Raw genomic sequence first — 21,667 nt, 5'->3', positions numbered from 1 at the left:
GCTCAGGCCATCTTCGCAATGGCGAAGCTCTTGACGTAGTCGTCGGGCTTCGCCGGGTCGAACACCTTGCCCATGATGGTGAACTTGGGATAGGCGCCATCGGGCACGGCCTGGCCCAAGTCTTTCATGCGCTTCTTTGCATCGGTGAGCAGGAAGACCTTTTCTGCGATCTGCTTGTAGTTGATATCGCCCTTCACGTAGCCCCAGCGTTTCATCTGCGTGAGCATCCACACGGCCATCGACTGCCAGGGAATGGGGTCGAAGTCGGCGCGGTCGGGCACGGTGCGGATGTTGCCCAGCCCGTCCGCAAACTTGCCGGTGAGCACCTGCATGAGCACGGTCTCGGGCTGATTCAGGTACTGCGCGGGCGCGATCACCTTGGCGATGAGCTCGCGGTTCTTCGGGTCGCGCGCCATGGCCGATGCGGTGAGCACCGAGCGCACCAACGCGGCGAAGGTGTTGGGGTTCTTCTCGATGAACTCGGTCGAAGAGCCGAAGGCGCAGCACGGGTGGCCGTTCCACAGCTCTTTGGTGAGCAGGTGGATGAATCCGATTTCCTCGAACACGGCGCGCTGGTTGAAGGGGTCGGGGCCGAGGTAGCCGTCGATGTTGCCGGCGCGCAGGTTGGCCACCATCTCGGGTGGCGGCACCACGCGGATCTGGATGTCGGTGTCGGGGTTCAGGCCCGCTTCCGCCACGTAGTAGCGCAGCAGGAAGTTGTGCATGCTGTACTCGAAGGGCACGGCGAACTTCAGGCCCTTCCAGGTCTTGGGGTCGCGCTTGTCCTTGTGCTTGTTGGCCAGGGTGATGGCCTGGCCGTTGGTGTTCTGGATGGTGGCGACGTTCATGGGCACGGCGTTGGAGCCCGCGCCCATCGAAATGGCCAGCGGCATGGGCGACAGGAAGTGCGTGGCGTCGTATTCCTTGTTGAGCATCTTGTCGCGGATGAGCGCCCAGCCCGCCGTCTTCACCACTTCCACGTCGAGGCCCTGCTTCTGATAGAAGCCCAGCGGGTGCGCCATGATGAGCGGCGTGGCGCAGGTAATGGGAATGAAGCCGATCTTGAGCTTGGCCTTCTCCAGCGGCGCTTTCTCCTGCGCCATGGCCTGTAGCGCGCCCAGCGGAAACACCGAGGCGATGGCGGCGCGCGCGGTGTTGGCGCCCACGGCGCGCAGGAAGCCGCGCCGCACGCTGTCGACGGGGAACAGCGCCTTCATGAGGCTGGCTTCGAGTTTGTCTTCAGGCAGCACACCCGCGCCGTGCACGCGCCCGCAGGCGCAGCGCATGTTCAGTGGCCGGTCGGCATCGTAGGGATCGCAGGCGGTCTGTTCGCGCGGGCTGGACATGGTGGTGCACCTCGTTGGAAAGATGCAGCAGCTGTTGCAAGCGCCGGGCCGGAAATGCACTGCAACGGCCATCCGGCGCGTTGCGGCTTCAGATCGTGCCGCCGATGTCGAGGCCTTGTAGGGCTGGCACTACAAGCCGGCCGTGTTTTCAGCCGGCCGAGTCCTGCTTGCCGTGGCGTTCGGCATACAGAGCCAGTTCCACATCGTTCTTGGTGCCGGTCTTTTCGAGGATGCGTGCGCGGTAGGTGCTCACGGTGTTGGGCGCCAGGCCCAATTGCGCACCGATTTCGCTCACGCTGTGCCCTGCGCTGAGCAGGCGGTACACCTGATGTTCGCGGTGCGAAAGCATCTCGGCGCCCTGCCCGGCGCCACGGCCCACGGCGGTGGCCAGCGCCTCGGCCGTGGCCGCCGACACATACAACCCGCCGGCCGCTACCTTGCGCACCGCACCGACCATGTCGTCGGCGTCGGCGCTCTTGTTGAGATAGCCCGAGGCGCCTAGCTTGATGCAGCGCACGGCGTACTGTTTCTCGGGGTAGGTGCTGAGCATCAGCACCGGGAGCGTCGGCCACTGCTTGCGCAGCGCCTGCAGCACGTCGAGGCCGTCACGGCCCGGGAGCGCGATGTCGAGCAGGACCACGTCTAGGCCTTCCTGACCGCCGAGCGCCTGTACCGTCTCCAGCACTTCGGGGCCGGTCTGGGCCTCGGCGCGCACGGTCATGGTGGGGAGGCCGTTGGAGAGGTCGCCCAGCATTTGCTTCAGGCCCTCGCGCACGATGCGGTGGTCGTCGGCTATTAGTACGCGGATGTCGGTCATCTCATTTGTCTATGTTTTGTGTTCTTGTTCGGGGTGCGTGCGAATGACACCGGGTACTCCCCTCCGCGAATGTCCCCCGCCTTCGGCTCCTCCTTTATTTCGCTGCGGGGAGCACCCGATGCCATTCGCACATGAGCGCTGCCGTTGTGCCGGAGGTTTAACCGCTGTGCTGAACGATCACGTCGATGGGGTGCCTTGCGCAGTGAAATAAAGGAGGAGGCCGCAGGCCGGGGGACATTCGCGGAGCAAGGTACCCCGTCGGCGAGAGCGCGCCCCGAACCGACGCTGCAAATCGAAAGACAAGGCTTCATGGCAGCGGCAGGTGCAAGCAGAAGGTGCTTCCTTCGCCCACACGACTTTCGATGTCGATGCGCCCGCCGAAGTGACGCGCGCGCTCTCGCATGCCGAGCACACCATAGGAAGTGGTGGCCTCGAAGGCCTGCACTGGCGCACCAACTCCGTCATCGCGCACGCTGATGCTCAGCTGCCCTTGTTCGACACCGATGCGGATATCAAGACTGCTCGCCTTCGCATGCCGACCGACGTTGCTCAGCATCTCCTGGAAGATGCGGAACACCGCGATGGCTGCAGGCTCCGGCAGCTCCACGCCGGGCGGCACGTCGAAACGCCAATCCAGTTCCAGCTCCGCCGCCTGCACGAACTCGTGCGCCTGCCATTCGAGTGCGGCCCAGAGGCCCTGATGGTCGAGGATGCTGGGGCGCAGGTCGGTGATGATGCGCCCCACGTTGTCTACCGCCCGCTCGATGAGCTGGCTCATGTTCGTGCACTTGCAGCGCATCTGGTCGCGCATGGCCTGTGCCGCATCGGGAGTGCGTTCCTGCTGTTCGCCCAGGCGCTTGCCGATCCAGTTGACGTCCATCTTCAGCGCCACCAGCAGGCTGCCCAGCTCGTCGTGCACCTCGCGCGCGATGCGGGTGCGCTCGTCTTCTCGTACCTTGTCGAGCCAGGCAGAGAGCTCGCGCAGTTGTACCAGCGCGTCGCTGAGTTCGCGGGTGCGCTCCTGCACGCGCAGGCCGAGTTCGTCCTTGGCCTGCTGCAAGGCCTCGGCCTGGCGGCGGCGTTCCGTGATGTCTACGAAGGTGATGACGGCACCGCGCACCTGCTCGCCGTCCATGATGGGGTGGCTCGAATACTCGACCGCAAAGGCGCTGCCGTCGCGGCGCCAGAACACCTCCGTGTCGATGCGGCACGGCAGGCCGCGGCGAAAGGCGTTGAAGATGGGGCAGTCGGTGTCGGCGTAGTGCGAGCCGTCGGGGTGCGAGTGGTGCGTGAGCTCATGCATGTTCGAGCCGAGCACGTCGCGCACCTCGTGGCCGAGCATCTGCGCGCCGGCCCGGTTGATGAACATGCAATGACCGTCAAGGTCGATGCCGAAGATGCCCTCGCCCGTCGACTCCAGCAGCAAGCCAAGCTGGTGCTGCCAGAGCGGGTGGCTGGCGGTGGGATTCAGTACGGGCGTCTCCATGCACCAAAAGCAAGCAACAGCCGTGCCCGGAGCGCCCGGCAGGGTCAGGTGCGCGCCCAGTGGAACTTGCGATCCGCCTCCTTGATAGGCTGGTCGTTGATGCTCGCAAAGCGCCTTTGCATCAGGCCGTTCTCAGCGAACTCCCAGTTTTCGTTGCCGTGGCTGCGATACCACTGGCCCGCGTCGTCGTGCCATTCGTACTCGAAGCGCACCGCGATGCGGTTGTCCATGAAGGCCCACAACTGCTTCTTCAGCCGGTAGTCGAGCTCGCGCACCCACTTGCGCGACAAGAACTCGACCACCTGCTCGCGGCCGTTGACGAACTCGGCGCGATTGCGCCATTCGGTGTCGGGCGTGTAGGCCAGGCTCACACGCACGGGGTCGCGCGAATTCCAGGCGTCTTCGGCAGCCTGGACTTTCTTTGTGGCCGATTCAAGGGTGAAGGGCGGCAGCGGCGGGCGGGATTCCATGAGGGGCTTTCCAGAAGGTAGTGAAGGGGAATGCGCCGCAATGTGCCACACGTAGACAGACCTGTCTACATGCCTACAATCGCGGCATGGACATCTCCGCCATCTCCGCGCTCCCCGCACGCGAACGCATCCTGCTCACCGCGCACGACCTCTTCTATGCCGACGGCATTCGCGCCACCGGCATAGATCGGGTCATTGCCGCGTCGGGCGTTACCAAGGTCACTTTCTACCGGCACTTTCCGTCGAAAGACGATCTGGTGCGTGCCTTTCTCGATCATCGGCACGGCCTGTGGATGTCGTGGTTCGTCGATGCGCTCGGCCGCCTCGGCGCGCAGCAGCGCATCGGCGACGCACAGGCGCTGCTGGTGCTGGCCGATGCGATGGCCGAGTGGTTCGCCAACCCGGTGTTCCGCGGCTGCGCGTTCATCAACTCGGTGGTGGAAGTGGGCTCGAGTGTGACCGGTGCCAGCGACATCGCGCGCGAGCACAAGCGCGAGATGGTCGAGGTGATTGCGGGCCTGTTGCCGGAATCGCTCGAGGGACCGCAGCGCATGGCCATTGCGCAGGCGGCCGCGCTGGGCGTCGATGGCGCCATCGTCAAGGCGCAGATGGGCAGCGCCGCGCTGGCGCGCGAAGCAGTCGACGACCTCCGCTGCTTGCTTCAGGCGCTGGCGGCCACGCTCGCTGCTACTTCACGACCATCAGCGTGAACGGCCACACATAGGCCTGCAAGGTCACGTAGAAGCCCACGAGGCAGGCCAGCGCGATGGAGTGGAAGAACACGTAGCGAAGGATCTCGCCTTCGTGGTTGAACCAGCGCGTGGCGGTGGAGGCCACCACGATCGACTGCGCATCGATCATCTTGCCCATCACGCCGCCCGAACTGTTGGCCGCGCCCATCAGGTTCGGGCTCAGGCCCAGCTGGTCTGCCGCCACTTTCTGCATGCCGCCGAAGAGCACGTTCGATGCGGTGTCAGAGCCCGTGAGCGCCACGCCCAGCCAGCCCATCAGCGTGCCGAAGAACGGGTAGAACACGCCGGTGTTGGCAAAGGCCAGCCCCAGCGTGGTGTCCAGCCCCGAGTAGCGCGTGAGCGTGCCCAGCGCGAGCATCAGCATGATGGTGAGCAGCGAGAACTTCACCAGCCACAGCGTGCGGCCATACGCGGCCACGAGCTGGATCGGGTTGTACTTCATCACCAGCCCACCCACGACGGCCGACAACAGGATGCCGGTGCCCGTGGCCGAGAGCAGCAGCAACTGGTACACAGCGCCCTCCTTCGTCGGCTTGGGCACCACGGGCGCCACCTTCTCGATCATGTTGTGCAGCCCGTCGATGGGGAAGTTGGGCGCGAAGATGCCGTTGAGCCATGTCTTCACCACAGGCAGGCCCCAGATGAACACGAACACGGTGAGGATGAGCCACGGCGTCCAGGCGCGGACCACGGCAGCGCTCGAATGCTTCGTGGGTGCAACGGCCGGGCCGGCTTCGCCACCGTCGGTTTCGTGCCCCTTGAGCGAGACCGAGGTCCAGATCTTCTTCGGCTTCCACACACGCAGGAACAGCACCAGGCACACCATCGACACAATGGCCGCGATGATGTCCACCAGCTCGGGCCCGATGTAGTTCGACACCAGGAACTGCGGAATCGCAAAGGACACGCCCGTCACCAGAATGGCCGGCCACACTTCCGCCATTCCCTTGCGCCCCGCAAAGGCCCAGATGAGCCAGAACGGCACCAGCAGCGAGAAGAACGGCAGTTGCCGCCCGATCATCGCGGTGACCGCCATCAGGTCGTAGCCGTGTACCTTGGCCAGCGTGATGACCGGCGTGCCCAGCGCACCGAAGGCCACCGGCGCGGTGTTGGCGATGAGCGAGAGCCCTGAGGCCGCGAGGGGCGAGAAGCCCAGCCCGATGAGGATGGCCGCCGTCACCGCCACCGGCGTGCCGAAGCCCGCCGCGCCCTCGAAGAAGGCGCCGAAGGCAAAGGCGATGAGCAGCAGCTGCAGGCGCCTGTCTTCGGTAATGCCGGCAATGGAGTCCTGCAGTACCTGGAAGCTGCCGTTCTGCTGCGTGAGCTGCTGCAGGAAGATGATGTTCAGCACGATCCAGCCGATGGGCAGCAGGCCGGTGATGCCGCCCAGAAAGGCCGCCTTGCCCGCCATGTCGGCCGGCATGCCGAACGCAAACACCGCGATGACCACCGCACTCAGCAGGCCGAGCCCCGCCGCGTAGTGCGCCTTGACGTGAAGCAACCCGAGAGACACCAGCATCACCACCACCGGTATCGCGGCCAGTGCCGTCGATACGATCATGTTGCCGAACGGGTTGTAAACCTGTTGCCAGACCATGCGCTTGTCCTCGTTGTTGGAATCTTTTTGAGTCGGCAACACGAGGCGGGAATGGTCCTGCCACAGGCGGCCGAAAGCGTTCGCTACCATCCTAACCCGCTCCCTTCGCCAGCAAAAGATGGTTTCTCCGCGTCTCCCCTCGACCCAAGGCCTGCAGGCCTTCGAGGCCGTTGCACGCCTGCGCAGCGTGAACCTCGCCGCCGAAGAGCTCAGCGTGACGCCCAGCGCGGTGAGCCATCGCATCCGCCAGCTCGAACTGCTGCTGGGGCTCAAGTTCTTCGTGGGCAGCGATTTCAGCCTCAGCGCCGACGGCATGGCCTATCTGGCGCGTGTGCGCGAGGCCATTGCGGCGCTGCAGCAGGTGCCGGGTCGTGAGCCCGAATCGCAGGTGCGACGGCTGCGCGTGGCGGTCACGCCGACCTTCTCGCGGCAGATGCTGTTGCCGAGGCTCGCGCGGTTTCGCGATGCGTACCCGAACATCGAGCTGATGCTGCAGGTGACCACGCCGGTGCGCAACATCACGGTCGAAGAGGCCGACATCGAGCTGCGCTTCGGCACAGGGCCCTTTCACGACCGCGAGTTCTTCCAGCTGCTGGCCGACGAGGTCTCGCCGGTGTGCAGCCCCGCCTACCTGAAGCGCCACGGCCCCTTCGACGGCTTTGCCACCGACGCCGAGGTGTCGCGCGCGCAACTGCTGCGCACGCCGCTGGAGTCGTGGCGCACCTGGTTCAAGGCCTGCGGCGTGGGCCTGCCGGAGCCGGCCACGGGGCACCAGTTCAACGACCTCGGGCTGGCGCTCGACGCTGCCGCCGAAGACTTCGGCGTGGTGCTGATGCACCTGCGGCTGGGCAGCGCCTGGCTGGACAACGGGCGGCTGGTGCGGCTGTCGCAGCGCAGCGTGCCCTCGCCCAACGCCTACTTCCTGTGCTGGCGGCCCGGCGCCATGGAGCGCTGGGAGTGCGCGACCTTCGTCGAGTGGCTGCGCGAGGCTCTGCGCGAGTGAGGCGACCGATCTGAATTTTTTTCAGACGGGAGTCCGGCTTTTTTCAGATGGCGCGCCGGAGCGCCTGCCGATAATGGCCGGTTCGCCTTCGTCAACCCACAAGAACCAGCCAGGAGACAGCCCGTGTCCGACCTTTCCAAGATCACCAGCATCGAAGACCTGCGGGTGATCGCCAAGCGGCGTGTGCCGAAGATGTTCTACGACTACGCCGACTCCGGCGCCTGGACCGAGGGCACCTACCGCTCCAACGAGAGCGACTTCCAGAAGATCAAGCTGCGCCAGCGCGTGGCCGTGAACATGGAAGGCCGCTCCACCCGCACCACCATGGTCGGCCAGGACACCGCCATGCCCGTGGCCATTGCGCCCACCGGCCTTACCGGCATGCAGCATGCCGACGGCGAGATCCTCGGCGCCCGTGCGGCCAAGGCCTTCGGCATTCCGTTCACGCTCTCGACCATGAGCATCTGCTCGCTCGAAGACATTGCCGAGGGCACCGACCGGCACCCCTTCTGGTTCCAGCTCTACGTGATGAAGGACCGCGATTTCATCGAACGCCTGATCGAGCGCGCCAAGGCCGCTAACGTCACGGCCCTGCAGCTCACGCTCGACCTGCAGATCCTCGGGCAGCGCCACAAGGACATCAAGAACGGCCTCACGGCTCCGCCCAAGCCCACCATCAAGAACCTGATCGACCTCGCGACCAAGCCGCGCTGGTGCATGGGCATGCTGGGCACCAAGCGCCGCACCTTCGGCAACATCGCGGGCCATGCCAAGGGCGTGAAAGACCTGTCGTCGCTGTCGTCGTGGACCGCCGAGCAGTTCGACCCCGCGCTGAGCTGGGCCGACGTGGAGTGGATCAAGAAGCTCTGGGGCGGCAAGCTCATCCTCAAGGGCATCATGGACGTGGAAGACGCGCGCCTTGCAGCTTCGAGCGGCGCCGATGCGCTCATCGTGTCGAACCACGGCGGCCGGCAGCTCGACGGCGCGCCCTCTTCCATCGCGGCGCTGCCCGCCATCGTGGACGCGGTGGGCACCGAGATCGAGGTGTGGATGGACGGCGGCATCCGCAGCGGACAAGACGTGCTCAAGGCCCGCGCGCTGGGCGCACGCGGCACCATGATCGGCCGCAGCTTCCTGTATGGCCTGGGCGCCTACGGGCAAGAGGGCGTAACGCGCGCACTGCAGCTCATTCACAAAGAACTCGACATCACGATGGCCTTCTGCGGCCGCACGAACATCGACGAGGTCGATTCGAGCATCCTGCTGCCGGGTACGTTCTAGGCTTGCTCGAAGGCCCCCGGAAGGCCACTCCGGGGGTAGGCCGATGCGGCGTTGGCCGACACGCCGCAGCCCCTTGCCGGCGCAAAATGTTTTGGCAACAACAACATTGCCAGCACGGCACAAGAAGGCACCATGAGCGCAGTCACGCCTGTTCCGGGAGGCCCAGCGGCCTCTGCTTCATCTCTCCCGCACTACACAGCCGAAGAAAAGCGCCACCGCGTCTTCGCGATCATGGCGGCCTCTTCCGGCAACCTCGTGGAGTGGTTCGACTTCTATGTGTATGCGTTCTCGGCGCTGTACTTCGCGCCGGCCTTCTTTCCCAAATCGGACCCCACCGCGCAGTTGCTGAACACCGCCGGTGTGTTCGCGGCCGGCTTCCTGATGCGGCCCATCGGCGGCTGGCTCTTCGGCCGCGTGGCCGACCGGCTCGGGCGCAAGACGTCGATGCTGATCTCGGTGACGATGATGTGCGCCGGCTCGCTCGTCATCGCGTGCCTGCCGACCTATGCGCAAATCGGTGCGTGGGCGCCCTTCCTGCTGCTGATCTGCCGCCTGTTCCAGGGGCTTTCGGTCGGCGGCGAATACGGCACCACCGCCACCTACATGAGCGAGGTGGCGCTGCGCGGCCAGCGCGGCTTCTTCTCGTCGTTCCAGTACGTCACGCTGATCGGCGGGCAACTGCTCGCGGTGCTGGTGATCGTGGTGCTCGAACAGCTGCTGACAGAGGCCGAACTCAAGGCCTGGGGCTGGCGCGTTCCGTTCGTCATCGGCGCCATTGCCGCGGTGGTGGCGCTGCTACTGCGCCGCACGCTGCATGAAACGCAGACCGACGAGGCCAAGAAGAACAAGGAGGCCGGCAGCATGGCCGGCCTGTTCAAACACCACACGCCCGCCTTTCTCACGGTGCTGGGCTACACGGCCGGCGGCTCGCTGATCTTCTATACCTTCACCACGTACATGCAGAAGTACCTGGTGAACACGGTGCATCTGCCGATCAAGACCGCCAGCTATGTGATGACCGGGGCGCTGTTCGTCTACATGTGCATGCAGCCGGTGTTCGGCGCGCTGTCGGACCGCATCGGGCGGCGCAACAACATGCTGCTGTTCGGCGGGCTCGGTGCGCTGACGACCGTGCCCATTCTCACTGCGCTGCAGCACACGACGAGCCCGGTGATGGCCTTCGTGCTCATCATCGTGGCGCTGGCCATCGTGAGCTTCTACACCTCGATCAGCGGGATCGTGAAGGCGGAGATGTTCCCGCCTGAAGTGCGGGCCCTGGGCGTGGGGCTGGCCTACGCCGTGGCCAACGCGATCTTCGGCGGCTCGGCGGAGTATGTGGCGCTGGGGCTCAAGTCACTGGGACATGAGTCGGCGTTCTTCTGGTACGTGAGCGCGATGATGGTGATCGCGTTTCTGGTGAGCTTGCGCCTGCCGAGGCAAGCGAGCTACCTGCATCACGATCACTGAGGGCTGACTACTCGGCTTCCAGTCGTTCAGCCACTTCGTGCTTGCTCAGCCCTCGCACTGAAGCAAGGCTTTCGAGCTGCGCTGCCCTGGGCCGGGCCTTGCCCTGTTCCCAGTGGTAGATCGTCTGGCCCGAGACACCCACCAGCTTTCCATAAGACGCGGCGGAAATACCCAGCTTCGTGCGATGTGCAGCCAGGCGCCCGGCACTGAACCGGCGCTTGGTTCCGCCTTCATCCGACTCGTCGGGTTCGCTGGCGCGTGCACTGCGGGCCGTGCCTTTGGCAACGTTGCGCAGTTCCTTCTCCAGCGAACTCACCTGGCGGCGCAATGCCGCTATGGCCGCGCGGTGATGAACCGATGCCTTCTTGAGGGTTTCCATTTCTGCGCGGACTTCCTTGCGGGCGACGCGCGAGATTTCAGATTTAAGGATGGATGCAATGTTTGGCATGCCGGCATTGTGCCCAGCAAATGTAAACACGGGACAAGAATGTCAAATCTTGGATCAAATTTGAATCTTTTGATTACAAAGCGAAGATCCGCGTCATTGCGACCCACTTCTCCCCTTCAGGCGTCCAGGGCGTCGGCGCCTGGAACTTCCACATCAGTTCTTCCCACTCCCTGATCTTTGGGTTGTTCTGCGTGGCAAGCGCCATTGCTTGGCCGTCGTAGCGCGCATCGTCCGTTTCCATCAGCATCACCATCCGCGTACCGAGCCGGTAGATCTCCATGCCCGTTACGCCGTGCGCATTCAGGTGCTCGCGCACCTCGGGCCAGATGTCGCGGTGATAAGCCTCGTATTCGGCGATCAACGCAGGGTTGTCTTTCAAATCGAGAGCCAGGAAATGGCGCATGGGTCGTTCCAATCAAGCCGGGTAATCGATCAGGTCAGCGCCCGGTCCAGGTGCGTATAGCCGCCGTCCACAAACACCCATTGCCCGGTGGTGTGCGCGGCACGCTCTGACAGCAGGAACACGACGTTGTCCGCAACTTCCTGCGGTGTCGTCATGCGGCGGCCGAGTGGAATCTTGTCGGTGATCTCCGCGAGCTTGCGGTCGGGCTCGTCGAACGCGGAAATCCAGCGCTGGTACAGCGGCGTCATCACCTCGGCCGGAATCACCGCGTTCACGCGAACGCCGTCTTCCAGCAGTGAAGCGGCCCACTCACGCGTCAGTGACAGTTGCCCGCCCTTGGCTGCGGTGTAGCCGCTAGTGTTGCCTTGCCCCGTTACCGCCGTCTTCGACGAGATGTTCACGATCGCGCCGCGGCTGGCCTTCAGATGCGGCAGGCAGTAATGCGCCATCACATAGCAGTGGATCAGGTTGCGTTCGAGTGAACGGACGAAGGCTTCGCGTCCTGCCTCCAGCCCCACGCTGTCGTTCACACCCGCGTTGTTGACCAGCCCATCGATGCGGCCGAACTCGGCGGCGGTATCGGCGATGGCCTTGGCACAAGCGGCTTCCTCCATCAGCTCGAACTGGAAGAACCGCGCACGCGGCTGCAATGCAAGCAATGCTTCTTCAAAAGGCGCTTCGAGCGGGTTCTTCCCGCAGATCACGGGCACCGCGCCCTCCTGTGCCAGCGTCATCGAAATGGCCGCACCAATGCCGCTGCCGCCGCCGGTAACGATCACCACCTTGTCTTTCAGATTCAGGTCCATGCTGTGCGATGCCTTTCCTAATCTCTTACCCGCGAAAGCGGTACTGCTCCAGCGACTCCGGCTTCATCGTGATCGAGAAGCCCGCGCCCTTCGGCGGCATGTAGGCCGCATTGCGAATCTCGCAGGGCTCGACGAAGTGCTCGTGCAGATGGTCCACATACTCGACCACGCGGCCTTCGCGCGTGCCCGAGATGCAGAGGTAGTCGATCATCGAAAGGTGCTGCACGTATTCGCACAACCCCACGCCCCCTGCATGCGGGCACACGGGCAGTTTGTACTTCGCAGCCATCAGCATCACCGCAAGAATCTCGTTCACGCCGCCTAGCCGGCACGCGTCGATCTGCACCACGTCGATGCCGCCGCGCATGATGAACTGCTTGAACATGATGCGGTTCTGGCACATCTCTCCCGTGGCCACTTTCACGGGTGCGACGCCTTCGCGGATCTTGCGGTGGCCTTCCACGTCGTCGGGGCTGGTGGGCTCCTCGATGAACCACGGCTTGACAAACGCCAGTTGGCGCACCCAGTCGATGGCCTGGCCGACCTCCCATACCTGATTGGCGTCGATCATGAGGTGCCGGTCGGGCCCGAGCACCTCGCGCGCCACGCGCAAGCGGCGAATGTCGTCCTGCAGGTCGCGCCCCACCTTCAGCTTGATGTGGTTGAAGCCCGCGTCTACTGCCTCTTGCGCGAGGCGCCGCAGCTTCTCGTCGGAGTAGCCCAGCCAGCCGGCCGACGTGGTGTAGCAGGGGTAGCCCTCGGCCTGCAGCGTGGCGATGCGTTCGGCCTTGCCGACGGCTGCCGCGCGCAGCAGGGCCAGCGCCTCGTCCGGTGCAATGCAGTCGGTGATGTAGCGAAAGTCAATGCATCGCACCAACTCTTCCGGGCTCATGTCGGCCACCAGCTGCCACACGGGCTTGCCTTCGGACTTGGCCCACAGGTCCCACATCGCGTTGACCACCGCGCCGGTCGCGAGATGGATCGCGCCCTTGTCGGGGCCTATCCAGCGCAGTTGGCTGTCAGAAGTCACGTGCCGCCAGAAGCGCCCCATGTCCTCGGCCACCCATGCCAGGTCGAGCCCCACGACCAGATGCCGCATCGCCTCGATGGCCGCACAGCAGATCTCGTTGCCACGGCCGATGGTGAAGGTGAGGCCGTGGCCTTCGAGCCCCGGCTGGTCGGTTTCGAGCACGACGTACGCCGCCGAATAGTCCGGGTCGGGGTTCATCGCATCGGAGCCGTCCAGATGCTGCGAGGTGGGAAAGCGCACGTCGAGCACGCGCATGGATCGGACGATGGTCATGGGACTTTGCAGGCGAGCGATCAGTCGTACAGCACCGAAGCGATCTTCGGATCGGCGATGTTTGTCTTGTCGTACCAGAAGAACCCGGTGTCGACCACCTTCGGCAGCTTCTCGCCCTTGATCGCCTTCACCGCCATCTCGACGGTCTTGTAGCCCATGCCCACCGGGTTCTGGGTGATGGCGCCGGCCATGCTGCCGTCCATGATGGCGTTCTTCTGCTGCTTGCCCGAGTCGTAGCCGATGATCACGACCTTGCCGTTGCGCTTCATCTCCTTCACGCCGTTGACCACGCCGATGGCGGAGCCTTCATTGGCGCCGAAGATGCCCTTGAGGTTGGGCGAGGCCTGCAATATCGACTTGGTGATCTCGGTCGACTTCAGCTGGTCGCCGCCACCGTACTGCACGCTCACGATCTTGATGTTCGGGTAGGTCGACTTGATGCGGTTCACGAAGCCGTCGCGCCGGTCGATGCCGGTGCGGCTGGTCTGGTCGTGCACCACCAGAGCGACTTCGCCGCTCTTGCCGATCAGCTCGGCCATCTTGTCGGCGGCGAGCGCGGCAGCGGCCTTGTTGTCGGTGGTTGTGGTGGTCACGGGAATGTCGCTGTCCACGCCCGAGTCGAAGGCCACCACCGGAATCTTTGCGGCCTGTGCCTTCTTCAGCAGCGGAATGGCGGCCTGGCTGTCGAGCGCGGCAAAGCCGATGGCCTGCGGCTTCTTGGCGAGCGCGGCCGAGAGCATGTCGATCTGCTTGTCGACCATGGCCTCGGTCTCGGGGCCTTCGAAAGTGACCTTGACCTTGTAGTCTTTCGCGGCCTGCTCTGCACCCGACTTCACGGCCTGCCAGAACTGATGCTGGAAACCCTTGGACACGAGCGGGATGTAGACCTCTTGCGTCTGCCCCTGCGCGATGCCTGCAAGGCCGATGAGCGCCGCGCCCAGCGTGCACGCAACGGCTGTTCTTCTCTGGATCATGCGAAGTCTCCTGTGGTTGTAGAGCGAAACGGAAACAGAAACGTGGGGAATCAGTGCGTCTTGCTGCCGCGGCGGCGCAGGATGTCGGCATACACGGCCAGGATGATGATCACGCCCGTGACCACCGTCTGCCACTCTTGCGCGACCGAGAGAATGCGCAAGCCGTTGGTGAGCACGCTCATGATGAAGGCGCCGATGATCGTGCCGACGATGGTGCCGGTGCCACCGCTGAGCGATGTGCCGCCGATGACCACGGCTGCAATGGCATCGAGCTCGTAGCCCTGCCCCAGCGCGGGCTGCGCCGAGTTCAGGCGCGAAGCAATCAGCAGGCCCGCAATGCCGCAGATGCCGCCGCTCACTGTGTAGACCACGATCTTCCAGAAATCGGTGTTCACGCCCGACAGGCGCACCGCCTCTTCGTTGCTGCCGAGTGCGAAGGTGTAGCGGCCCAGGATTGTCTTGTTGAGCACGATGCTCGCGGCCACCGCCACCAGGAACAGGATCAGCACCGCATTGGGAATCGGCAGCGCCGGAATGAAGTAGCCGATGAGCGAGTCTTGCGAGATCGCCGGAAAGTCCGGCGTGTCGTTGAAGTAGATCGGCTTGGTGCCCGAGATCACCAATGACAGGCCCTTGAGCAGCATCATCATGCCCAGCGTCGCGATGAAGGGCGGTATCTTGAGCTTGGCGATCAGCACGCCCGAGACGAAGCCGGCCAGCGCGCCGAAGAGAATCGCGGCCGCAATGCCGAGCGCGAGCGGCATGCCCATGTAGGTGAGCACCACGCCGGCCATGACGGCGCAGAAGGTCATCAGCGTGCCCACCGACAGGTCGATGCCGGCGGTGATGATGACGAAGGTGCAGGCAATGGCGAGCACGCCGTTCACCGCTGTCGACTGCAGGATGCTCACGAGATTGTCGGCCTGCAAAAACTGCGGCGACGCGAAGCTGAAGAACACCATCAGCGCGATGAGGCTGGCAAAGGCCAGCAGCTTCTGCCTGGTGGCGGGGCGGAAGAACCGGGCCTTCAGCGAGGAGAAGCCGGGGCTGACGGCGGTGGCGGTCGGGGTCGTCAAAGGGAGTCTCCAATCGTGGTCATGGGGCGACGGCAGCGGCAGCTTCACGCCGGGTGGCGAGCTGCATGATCTTTTCCTGCGAGGCTTCGCGCGCCGGCAGCTCGCCGGTGATGCGGCCTTCGCACATCACGAGCACGCGGTGGCTCATGCGCAATATCTCAGGCAGTTCCGAAGAGATGATCACGATGGCCTTGCCCTGCGCGGCAAGCTCGTTGAGCAGGCGGTAGATCTCGGCCTTGGCGCCCACGTCGATGCCGCGCGTGGGCTCGTCGAAGAAGAGCACGCCGCAGTCGCGCAGCAGCCACTTGGCGATGACGATCTTCTGCTGGTTGCCGCCCGACAGCAGCCGCACCTGCTGGCGCACCGAGGGCGTCTTGATGCTGAGCTGCTTCACATAGCGCTCGCCGGCCGCCTCGATGGCCGCCTGGTCGATGAACAGGCCCATCGACAGGAACTTCTTCATGCTCGGCAGCGCAATGTTGGCTTCCACGTCCATGCCGGTGGCCAGGCCGAAGTGCTTGCGGTCTTCCGACAGGTAGCCGATGCCGTGGGCCACTGCGTCTTCGGGCGACTTGATCGACACCTTCTTGCCATGCACGAAGACTTCGCCCGCGTCGATGCGGTCGGCGCCGAACACAGCGCGCGACAGCTCGGTGCGGCCCGCGCCCATGAGGCCCGCGAAGCCGAGGATCTCGCCACGGCGCAGCACGAAGCTCGCGTTGCGCACCATCGAGCCGCGGCAGATGCCCCTGGCTTCGAGCACGATCTCGTTGCCCGCGGTATCGGGCATGTCGGTCTCCACCTCCGCGAGCTGGCGGCCCACCATCATGGCAATGAGCGAGTCCATCGGCGTTGCCGCCATCGGCACGGTGGCGATGTACTGGCCGTCGCGCATCACCGTCACGCGGTCGGCGATGCGCTTGAGCTCGTCCATCTTGTGCGAGATGTAGACGATGGCCACGCCCTGCGATTTGAGCTGGCCGATGATGCGGAACAGGTCGGCCACTTCCTCGTTGTTGAGCGCGGCGGTGGGCTCGTCCATGATGAGCACGCGCGAGTCGAACGACAGCGCCTTGGCAATCTCCACCATCTGCTGCTTGGCCACCGTGAGCTCGCCGACCGGCGTGCGCGGGTCGAGCCGCAGGTTCATGCGCTCGAAGATGCGTTGCGTCTCGGCGCACATGGCTTCTTCGTCGATGAAGAGGCCGAAGCGCCCGCGCGGCTCGCGGCCGATGAAGATGTTCTGCGCGGCGCTCAGGTGGTTCATCAGGTTGAGCTCCTGATGGATGATGCCGATGCCCAGGGCCTGCGCGGCGCGCGGGCTCGCAATGTCCACCGGCTGGCCGTCGAGCAGCACCTCGCCCGAGTCCTTGCGGTACACGCCCGCCAGCACCTTCATCAGCGTGGACTTGCCGGCGCCGTTCTCGCCCATGAGCGCGTGCACCTCGCCGGGCAGCAGATCGAACTGCGCCTTGTCGAGCGCGCGCACGCCGGCGAAAGACTTGCTCAGGTCGCGAAGGGTGACGATGGGTTGCGTCATGGGCAATCGATCTCAGTGCAGTGACAGGTCGTAGAAGCGCTGCGCCGTGCCACGCCACACGCTGGCCTGCTCGCTCGGCGAAAGGCTGCCGATGCAGGCCTCGCTCACTGCGATCCAGCCTGCGTAGTCGCCGGCCAACGTGAGCACGGGCCAGTCGCTGCCCCACATCAGGCGATCGGGGCCGAACACGTCGAGCAGGTGCTCCCACACCGGGCGCACCACGCGCACTGCCGCATCGACGTTGCCGTGCGTGGACGGCGGCGCCTCGCCCCACAGGCCCGAGAACTTGCAGCACACGTGCGGCAGTGCCGCGATCGCTGCGATGCCGTTGCGCCATCGCTCGAACTCTTCGCTGCCGTGCGCGCCGACGAGCGGCTTGGCCCCGTGGTCGACCACCACCGGCAGTTCCGGCCATTGCTTCAGGAAGTGCAGCAGCGGCGGCAGGTGCCTCGGCTTCACCAGCGCGTCGAAGCGCAGGCCGAGCCGCAGCAAGGTGCGCAGCGCATCGGGGCGCGGGCGGCGCGCGATCCAGTCGTCGTCGGGCAGGTCTTGCAGCATCGGCCGCACGCCCTTGAACCTGGGGTGCCGCGCCATCCGCTCCAGCGAGGCGACGGCGCCGGGCCGGCTCAGGTCGACCCAGCCGACCACGCCGCCGATGACGTCGTGCGCCGTGGCCAGCTCGAGCATGAAGTCGGTTTCAGCCTTCGATTCGGCGGCCTGCACCAGCACGGTACGCCCCACGCCGTGCGCCTGCAGCAGCGGCGCCAGGTCTTCGGGCAGGAAGTCGCGCAGCAATGGCGCCAGCGCCGGCACGTCCGCACGCAACCACGTGTAGTCGCCGCGCGCGGGCCGCCAGAAATGCTGATGCGAGTCGATGCGCTGGATCATGTCGGGTCGCGGGCAGCGGATGTGCTGCCGAGCGGCTTGCCTCTCTAGTTCATAAGCGAACAGAGTATTTGCATGTGAATTTTCAACGTCAAGCTCGCTTCATGGGTGCTTACCCGTAGAACGAAACTTGCAAAAGGTATGGCTTGCTGTTGAAATTCATTGGTGAACAAACCTATTCAATCGGACATCCTGAGCAAGCCAGCAGAAGACCCGGAGCGCTACCGCGCGCCCGCGCTGGACAAGGGCCTGGACATCCTCGAACTGCTGGCCGACCAGCCCGAGGGCCTGACGCGCGGCGAGATCGTGAAGGCGCTGGACCGCGGCCCGAGCGAGATCTACCGCATGCTCGAACGGCTGGTGGCGCGGCAGTACGTGCTGCGCTCGCTCGCGGGCGACCGCTACAGCCTGAGCCTGAAGATGTTCGACCTGGCGCACCGCTATCCGCCGAACCACCGGCTGGTTACACAGGCGCTGCCGGTGATGGACCGCTACGTGAAAGAGGCCGAGCAGTCATGCCACCTGGGCGTGTACGACCGGGGCAACGTGCAGATCGTGGCGCAGGTCAGCAGCCCCGCCACCTGCGGCATGACGGTGCGGCCCGGCACCCGCGTGAACCTGCTCGATACCGGCTCGGGCCAGGTGCTGCTGGCCTGCGAATCGGACGAGCGGCGCAGGCAGATGGTGGCCGAGCACGTCGCGCTCGACGGCGAAGTGCAGATACCGCCCGACGAGCTGGAGCACATGCTCGAAGCCGTGCGCGCCACGGGCTACCGGCAGCGCGAGAGCATGCAGTACTTCGGCGTGATCGACATCTCGTGCCCCATCCTCGGCCCGCACGGGCATGCGCTGGCAGTGCTCACCACGCCGTACATCCGACGCATCGACCGCCATGCCATTCCGTCACTGGACCGCGCGCGCGAACTGATGCTGCAGGCCGCGCGCGACCTGTCGCTGCTGGCGAACGCCTAGTTCCCGGGCCTAGTTCCCGGGCGGCTTGGGCGCCTTCTTCTTTCGCCCACCGATGGCTCCGGACGCCGCAGCCCCGAGGATGCGGCGAAATGTGGGGCATTCCATGTGGCTTGGCGCGCGACACACGGCCGCGTGCCGCAAACCGTCGCGCATGGCGCTCAGGCTGCGGATCGTCCTGTCGAGTTCTTCCGCCTTGGCCGTGAGCATCAGCCGGTCGATGCGCGGCTGGCCGTTGGGCCCGAACATGCGCGCGATCTCGTCCAGCGAAAAGCCGGCGGCGCGCCCCAGCGCGATCAACGCGAGCCGCTCCAGCACGCCGGCATCGAACAGGCGGCGCAGGCCTTGCCGCCCGGTCGAGGCGATCAGCCCCTTCTCGTCGTAATAGCGCAGCGTCGAGGCGGGCACGCCGGAGCGTTGCGCCACCTCGCCAATATCCAGATGTTGTTTCACCCTCTTGACCTCAAGCCGACTTGAACTTGCATAGTGCGGTTTCCGCCTCATGAAGGCAAGCCAAAGGAAACGATCATGGACGACAGCACCCCGCAGACCGGCGACGAACAGGCAAGGCTCTGGAACGGTTCGGCCGGACGGGCCTGGGTCGACACCCAGGCAACGCTCGACCGCCTGTTCCAGCCCTTCGAAGACCTGCTCGTCGAGGCTGCGTCCGCCCGCCCGAGAGGCCGCGTGCTCGACGTGGGCTGCGGCACCGGCAGCACCACGCTCGCCTTCGCGCGGCTGCACGGCGCCGAATCAGGCTGCGTCGGCATCGACATCTCGGAGCCGATGATCGCCGTCGCCCGGAGCCGCGTCGAGCGCGAAGGCTCGCCGGCGAGCTTCATCTGCGCCAACGCGCAGAACCACGCCTTCGAGCCCGCGAGCTTCGACAGCATCATGTCGCGCTTCGGCGTGATGTTCTTCGACGACCCCGTGCGGGCCTTTGCCAACCTGCGGACTGCCGCGAGAGACAACGCCGAGCTGCGCTTCATCGCCTGGCGCAGCGCGGCGGAGAACCCGTTCATGACCACCGCCGAGCGCGCCGCCGCGCCGCTGCTGCCCAACCTCCCCGCCCGCCGGCCAGATGCGCCGGGCCAGTTCGCCTTCGCCGACAAACGCCGAGTCCACGCCATCCTCGATGAGAGCGGCTGGGCCGACATCGACATCCAGCCCATCGACGTGCCCTGCACCATGCTAGAGACAGAACTGCTCGGCTACCTGAGCCGGCTCGGCCCTGTCGGCAATGTGCTTCAGCAGGCAGACGAGCACGTGCGCTCGCAGGTCATCGCCACGGTGCGTGCTGCCTTCGAGCCTTTTGTGCATGGCAACGAAGTGCGCCTGACCGCGGCCTGCTGGATGGTCTCCTCGCGAGCACTCTGCTGATCGGCGTAGGCGCAACGGCAGTAATGAACCTCTCGGCCATCGCCCGCAAGCGGCTGCTCGGGTGGCCGTTTGCCGAAGCTACCGGCCAAAGGCAATCAGAGTCCAGACGATAGCCGCGAGCTGGGCGATGTTGATCAGGATTGCGATGATGTGCGTCCTGCGGAATCCCGGAATTGCATCCATGTAGTCCGATTGGATCTGCGCTCCGAGCGCATCCATCTTGGGAATGACATTTCTGCGCAAGACGACGGAAATCAACGCCAGCGCCGCCGCACCCGCTGCAATCCACAGGCGGCCCGCAGACGCAAAGCTGATCGCCGTTGCAGTGGCGGTAATAAAGGCGGCGACGTAGTAGATGTTGAAGAAGCCACGCACAAAGCGGGCGTCAAGCGGCGTGTCGTGCTTCAAAACCAGAAGCGGGATGGAGCCCATGATGAAGTAAGCCGTCGTGACGAGGAGTGCCACCGTAAAGAACAGAGCGGCAAACATGGCAGCAGACATCTTGATTCACCTCCATGCCGTTGGGTTTGGGATTTACAGCCCGGTAGCGGTGGCACAGCTTACAACGTCCATGTCTTGAACGGCTAGCGCCTATGGAGCAGGCGGCAAGCCTGCCCCATAGGCAAGTCCTTGAATGCAGCCCCTCAGTCCGCGTAAACCCCAGCCGCCTTGATGACAGGCGTCCACTTGGCGATCTCTTCGATCACGAACTTCTTGTGGCCCGCAGGTTCGATGCGCCCATCGGTTGCCACCACTGCGCCCAGCAGCTCTTCACGATGAATGAAGTCCGGGTCTTTCAGCGCGACCTTCAGAGCGTCGTTGAGCTTCTTCAGCACCGGCGCGGGCGTGCCCTTCGGCGCATAGAGGCCGTGCCAGATCGTGACCTGGAAGTTCTTCAGCCCGGCTTCGTCGAGCGTCGGCAAGTCTTTCAGCATCGGCAGTGCGAGCCGCTTCGGCGTGGTGACGGCAAAGGCCTTCACCTTGCCGGCCTGGATCTGCGGCGTGGTGTTGGTGGTCTGGTCGCACAGCAAGTCGATCTGGCCGCCGATCAGGTCGGTGATGGCCGGGGCGGTGCCCTTGTAGGGCACGGGCGTCATCTCGGTCTTGGTGGCGCTCTGGTACAGCAGGCCGCACAGGTGCGATGCCGAGCCCACGCCAGCGTTGCCGATGTTGATCTTGCCCTTGTTGGCGGCGATCCAGGCGCTCAGTTCCTTGTAGTTGCTGGCAGGAATGCCGGGCTTGGAGATGAGCGTCATCGGCACGTCGTTGACGATGCCCAGGTATTCGAAGTCGGTCTCGACCTTGAACGGCACGTTGCGCACCAGGCTCGGCACGGTGGCCATCGCGATGTGGTTCAGCAGCAGCGTGTAGCCGTCGGGCGCTGCGCGCGCCACCTTGGCCGCGCCGATGGAGCTGCCGGCGCCGGGCACGTTGTCGATGATGACGGTGTTGCCGCCGAGCGGCTTGCGCAGCGCCTCGGCCAAGTCGCGCGCCACGCGGTCGGTCGGGCCACCGGCCGCGAAAGGCACGACGATGGTGACGGGCTTGCTGCCCGGAAAGTCCTGCGCGTGGGCAGCGACGGCGGCAGCGGCGATCGCCGCGAGGGCGAACAGTTTCTTCATGGAATCTCCGAGACGTTGGAAAAAAAGAGGATGAAAAAAGTA

At 65.0% G+C, this 21,667-nt stretch carries 22 protein-coding genes; 6 read left to right on the top strand and 16 right to left on the bottom strand.

The features are described 5' to 3' along the window. Nucleotides 1-2 precede the first annotated feature (2 nt). The 4 genes from ACSFBF_RS20780 to ACSFBF_RS20765 form a co-directional block, all read right to left on the bottom strand. A complete protein-coding gene (locus ACSFBF_RS20780; protein ID WP_435471237.1) occupies nt 3-1,286 on the bottom strand; it encodes a CmpA/NrtA family ABC transporter substrate-binding protein in 1,284 nt (427 codons plus the stop codon). Between the two features lie 208 nt (nt 1,287-1,494). After that, nucleotides 1,495-2,163: a response regulator transcription factor gene (locus ACSFBF_RS20775; protein ID WP_354337353.1), complete on the bottom strand. Its 669-nt coding sequence runs from the start codon at nt 2,161-2,163 to the stop codon at nt 1,495-1,497. Between the two features lie 307 nt (nt 2,164-2,470). Further along, entirely contained in the window at nt 2,471-3,649 is a 1,179-nt protein-coding gene (locus tag ACSFBF_RS20770; protein WP_435470251.1) for a sensor histidine kinase, read from the bottom strand. A gap of 44 nt (nt 3,650-3,693) precedes the next feature. Continuing rightward, complete coding sequence (locus ACSFBF_RS20765) at nt 3,694-4,119, bottom strand: nuclear transport factor 2 family protein (RefSeq protein WP_435470249.1); 426 nt, start codon at nt 4,117-4,119, stop codon at nt 3,694-3,696. 86 nt (nt 4,120-4,205) lie between these two features. On the opposite strand from ACSFBF_RS20765, the gene ACSFBF_RS20760 reads away from it, so the two are divergent. Next, nucleotides 4,206-4,829 (top strand): TetR/AcrR family transcriptional regulator, encoded by a 624-nt coding sequence (locus ACSFBF_RS20760; protein ID WP_435470247.1) that lies wholly within the window; start codon nt 4,206-4,208, stop codon nt 4,827-4,829. On the opposite strand, the gene ACSFBF_RS20755 is transcribed toward ACSFBF_RS20760, so the two are convergent. After that, nucleotides 4,807-6,468 carry an L-lactate permease gene (locus tag ACSFBF_RS20755; RefSeq protein WP_435470245.1) on the bottom strand — a complete coding sequence of 554 codons (1,662 nt, stop codon included), beginning with the start codon at nt 6,466-6,468 and terminating at the stop codon, nt 4,807-4,809. The two genes, ACSFBF_RS20760 and ACSFBF_RS20755, sit on opposite strands and share 23 nt — an antisense overlap. Before the next feature lie 118 nt (nt 6,469-6,586). On the opposite strand from ACSFBF_RS20755, the gene ACSFBF_RS20750 reads away from it, so the two are divergent. The 3 genes from ACSFBF_RS20750 (at nt 6,587) to ACSFBF_RS20740 (ending at nt 10,219) form a co-directional block, all read left to right on the top strand. Then, entirely contained in the window at nt 6,587-7,471 is an 885-nt protein-coding gene (locus tag ACSFBF_RS20750; protein ID WP_435470243.1) for a LysR substrate-binding domain-containing protein, read from the top strand. 123 nt (nt 7,472-7,594) lie between these two features. Then, entirely contained in the window at nt 7,595-8,752 is a 1,158-nt protein-coding gene (locus ACSFBF_RS20745) for an alpha-hydroxy acid oxidase (protein ID WP_435470241.1), read from the top strand. Nucleotides 8,753-8,884: 132 nt separating this feature from the next. Continuing rightward, nucleotides 8,885-10,219, top strand: a complete 1,335-nt coding sequence (locus ACSFBF_RS20740; RefSeq protein WP_435470239.1) for an MFS family transporter — start codon at nt 8,885-8,887, stop codon at nt 10,217-10,219. A gap of 7 nt (nt 10,220-10,226) precedes the next feature. Here ACSFBF_RS20740 and ACSFBF_RS20735 read toward each other — a convergent pair whose 3' ends face one another. The 8 genes from ACSFBF_RS20735 to ACSFBF_RS20700 all read right to left on the bottom strand — a co-directional run bounded on the left by ACSFBF_RS20735 (nt 10,227) and on the right by ACSFBF_RS20700 (nt 17,657). Further along, nucleotides 10,227-10,667, bottom strand: a complete 441-nt coding sequence (locus tag ACSFBF_RS20735; protein WP_435471235.1) for a helix-turn-helix domain-containing protein — start codon at nt 10,665-10,667, stop codon at nt 10,227-10,229. Nucleotides 10,668-10,740: 73 nt separating this feature from the next. Next, the gene (locus ACSFBF_RS20730; RefSeq protein ID WP_435470237.1) at nt 10,741-11,070 is read right to left on the bottom strand and encodes an L-rhamnose mutarotase; all 330 of its coding nucleotides are present in this window, start codon (nt 11,068-11,070) and stop codon (nt 10,741-10,743) included. Between the two features lie 29 nt (nt 11,071-11,099). After that, a complete protein-coding gene (locus ACSFBF_RS20725) occupies nt 11,100-11,876 on the bottom strand; it encodes an SDR family oxidoreductase (RefSeq protein WP_435470235.1) in 777 nt (258 codons plus the stop codon). 25 nt (nt 11,877-11,901) lie between these two features. Beyond that, nucleotides 11,902-13,179 carry an L-fuconate dehydratase gene (locus ACSFBF_RS20720; protein WP_435470233.1) on the bottom strand — a complete coding sequence of 426 codons (1,278 nt, stop codon included), beginning with the start codon at nt 13,177-13,179 and terminating at the stop codon, nt 11,902-11,904. Nucleotides 13,180-13,199: 20 nt separating this feature from the next. Beyond that, nucleotides 13,200-14,153: an ABC transporter substrate-binding protein gene (locus ACSFBF_RS20715; protein ID WP_435470231.1), complete on the bottom strand. Its 954-nt coding sequence runs from the start codon at nt 14,151-14,153 to the stop codon at nt 13,200-13,202. A gap of 50 nt (nt 14,154-14,203) precedes the next feature. Then, nucleotides 14,204-15,229 (bottom strand): ABC transporter permease, encoded by a 1,026-nt coding sequence (locus tag ACSFBF_RS20710; protein WP_435470229.1) that lies wholly within the window; start codon nt 15,227-15,229, stop codon nt 14,204-14,206. Between the two features lie 19 nt (nt 15,230-15,248). Next, nucleotides 15,249-16,769 (bottom strand): sugar ABC transporter ATP-binding protein, encoded by a 1,521-nt coding sequence (locus ACSFBF_RS20705; protein WP_435470227.1) that lies wholly within the window; start codon nt 16,767-16,769, stop codon nt 15,249-15,251. A gap of 12 nt (nt 16,770-16,781) precedes the next feature. Then, complete coding sequence (locus ACSFBF_RS20700) at nt 16,782-17,657, bottom strand: amidohydrolase family protein (protein ID WP_435470225.1); 876 nt, start codon at nt 17,655-17,657, stop codon at nt 16,782-16,784. 189 nt (nt 17,658-17,846) lie between these two features. On the opposite strand from ACSFBF_RS20700, the gene ACSFBF_RS20695 reads away from it, so the two are divergent. Then, a complete protein-coding gene (locus tag ACSFBF_RS20695) occupies nt 17,847-18,626 on the top strand; it encodes an IclR family transcriptional regulator (protein ID WP_435471234.1) in 780 nt (259 codons plus the stop codon). Nucleotides 18,627-18,635: 9 nt separating this feature from the next. On the opposite strand, the gene ACSFBF_RS20690 is transcribed toward ACSFBF_RS20695, so the two are convergent. Beyond that, nucleotides 18,636-19,076 carry a helix-turn-helix domain-containing protein gene (locus ACSFBF_RS20690; RefSeq protein ID WP_435470223.1) on the bottom strand — a complete coding sequence of 147 codons (441 nt, stop codon included), beginning with the start codon at nt 19,074-19,076 and terminating at the stop codon, nt 18,636-18,638. 75 nt (nt 19,077-19,151) lie between these two features. On the opposite strand from ACSFBF_RS20690, the gene ACSFBF_RS20685 reads away from it, so the two are divergent. After that, nucleotides 19,152-20,003 carry a class I SAM-dependent methyltransferase gene (locus ACSFBF_RS20685; RefSeq protein WP_435470221.1) on the top strand — a complete coding sequence of 284 codons (852 nt, stop codon included), beginning with the start codon at nt 19,152-19,154 and terminating at the stop codon, nt 20,001-20,003. A 78-nt stretch (nt 20,004-20,081) separates the two neighbouring features. On the opposite strand, the gene ACSFBF_RS20680 is transcribed toward ACSFBF_RS20685, so the two are convergent. Both ACSFBF_RS20680 and ACSFBF_RS20675 read right to left on the bottom strand, forming a co-directional pair. Then, nucleotides 20,082-20,504: a hypothetical protein gene (locus tag ACSFBF_RS20680; protein ID WP_435470219.1), complete on the bottom strand. Its 423-nt coding sequence runs from the start codon at nt 20,502-20,504 to the stop codon at nt 20,082-20,084. Nucleotides 20,505-20,647: 143 nt separating this feature from the next. Then, the gene (locus ACSFBF_RS20675; RefSeq protein ID WP_435470217.1) at nt 20,648-21,625 is read right to left on the bottom strand and encodes a tripartite tricarboxylate transporter substrate-binding protein; all 978 of its coding nucleotides are present in this window, start codon (nt 21,623-21,625) and stop codon (nt 20,648-20,650) included. Nucleotides 21,626-21,667 lie beyond the last annotated feature (42 nt).

This window comes from Variovorax nivicola (assembly GCF_051216475.1).
In the GTDB taxonomy this organism is placed as follows: Bacteria; Pseudomonadota; Gammaproteobacteria; order Burkholderiales; family Burkholderiaceae_C; genus Variovorax.
Note: the sequence above shows the minus strand (reverse complement) of the source record. Positions and strands in the feature narration are given on the sequence as shown.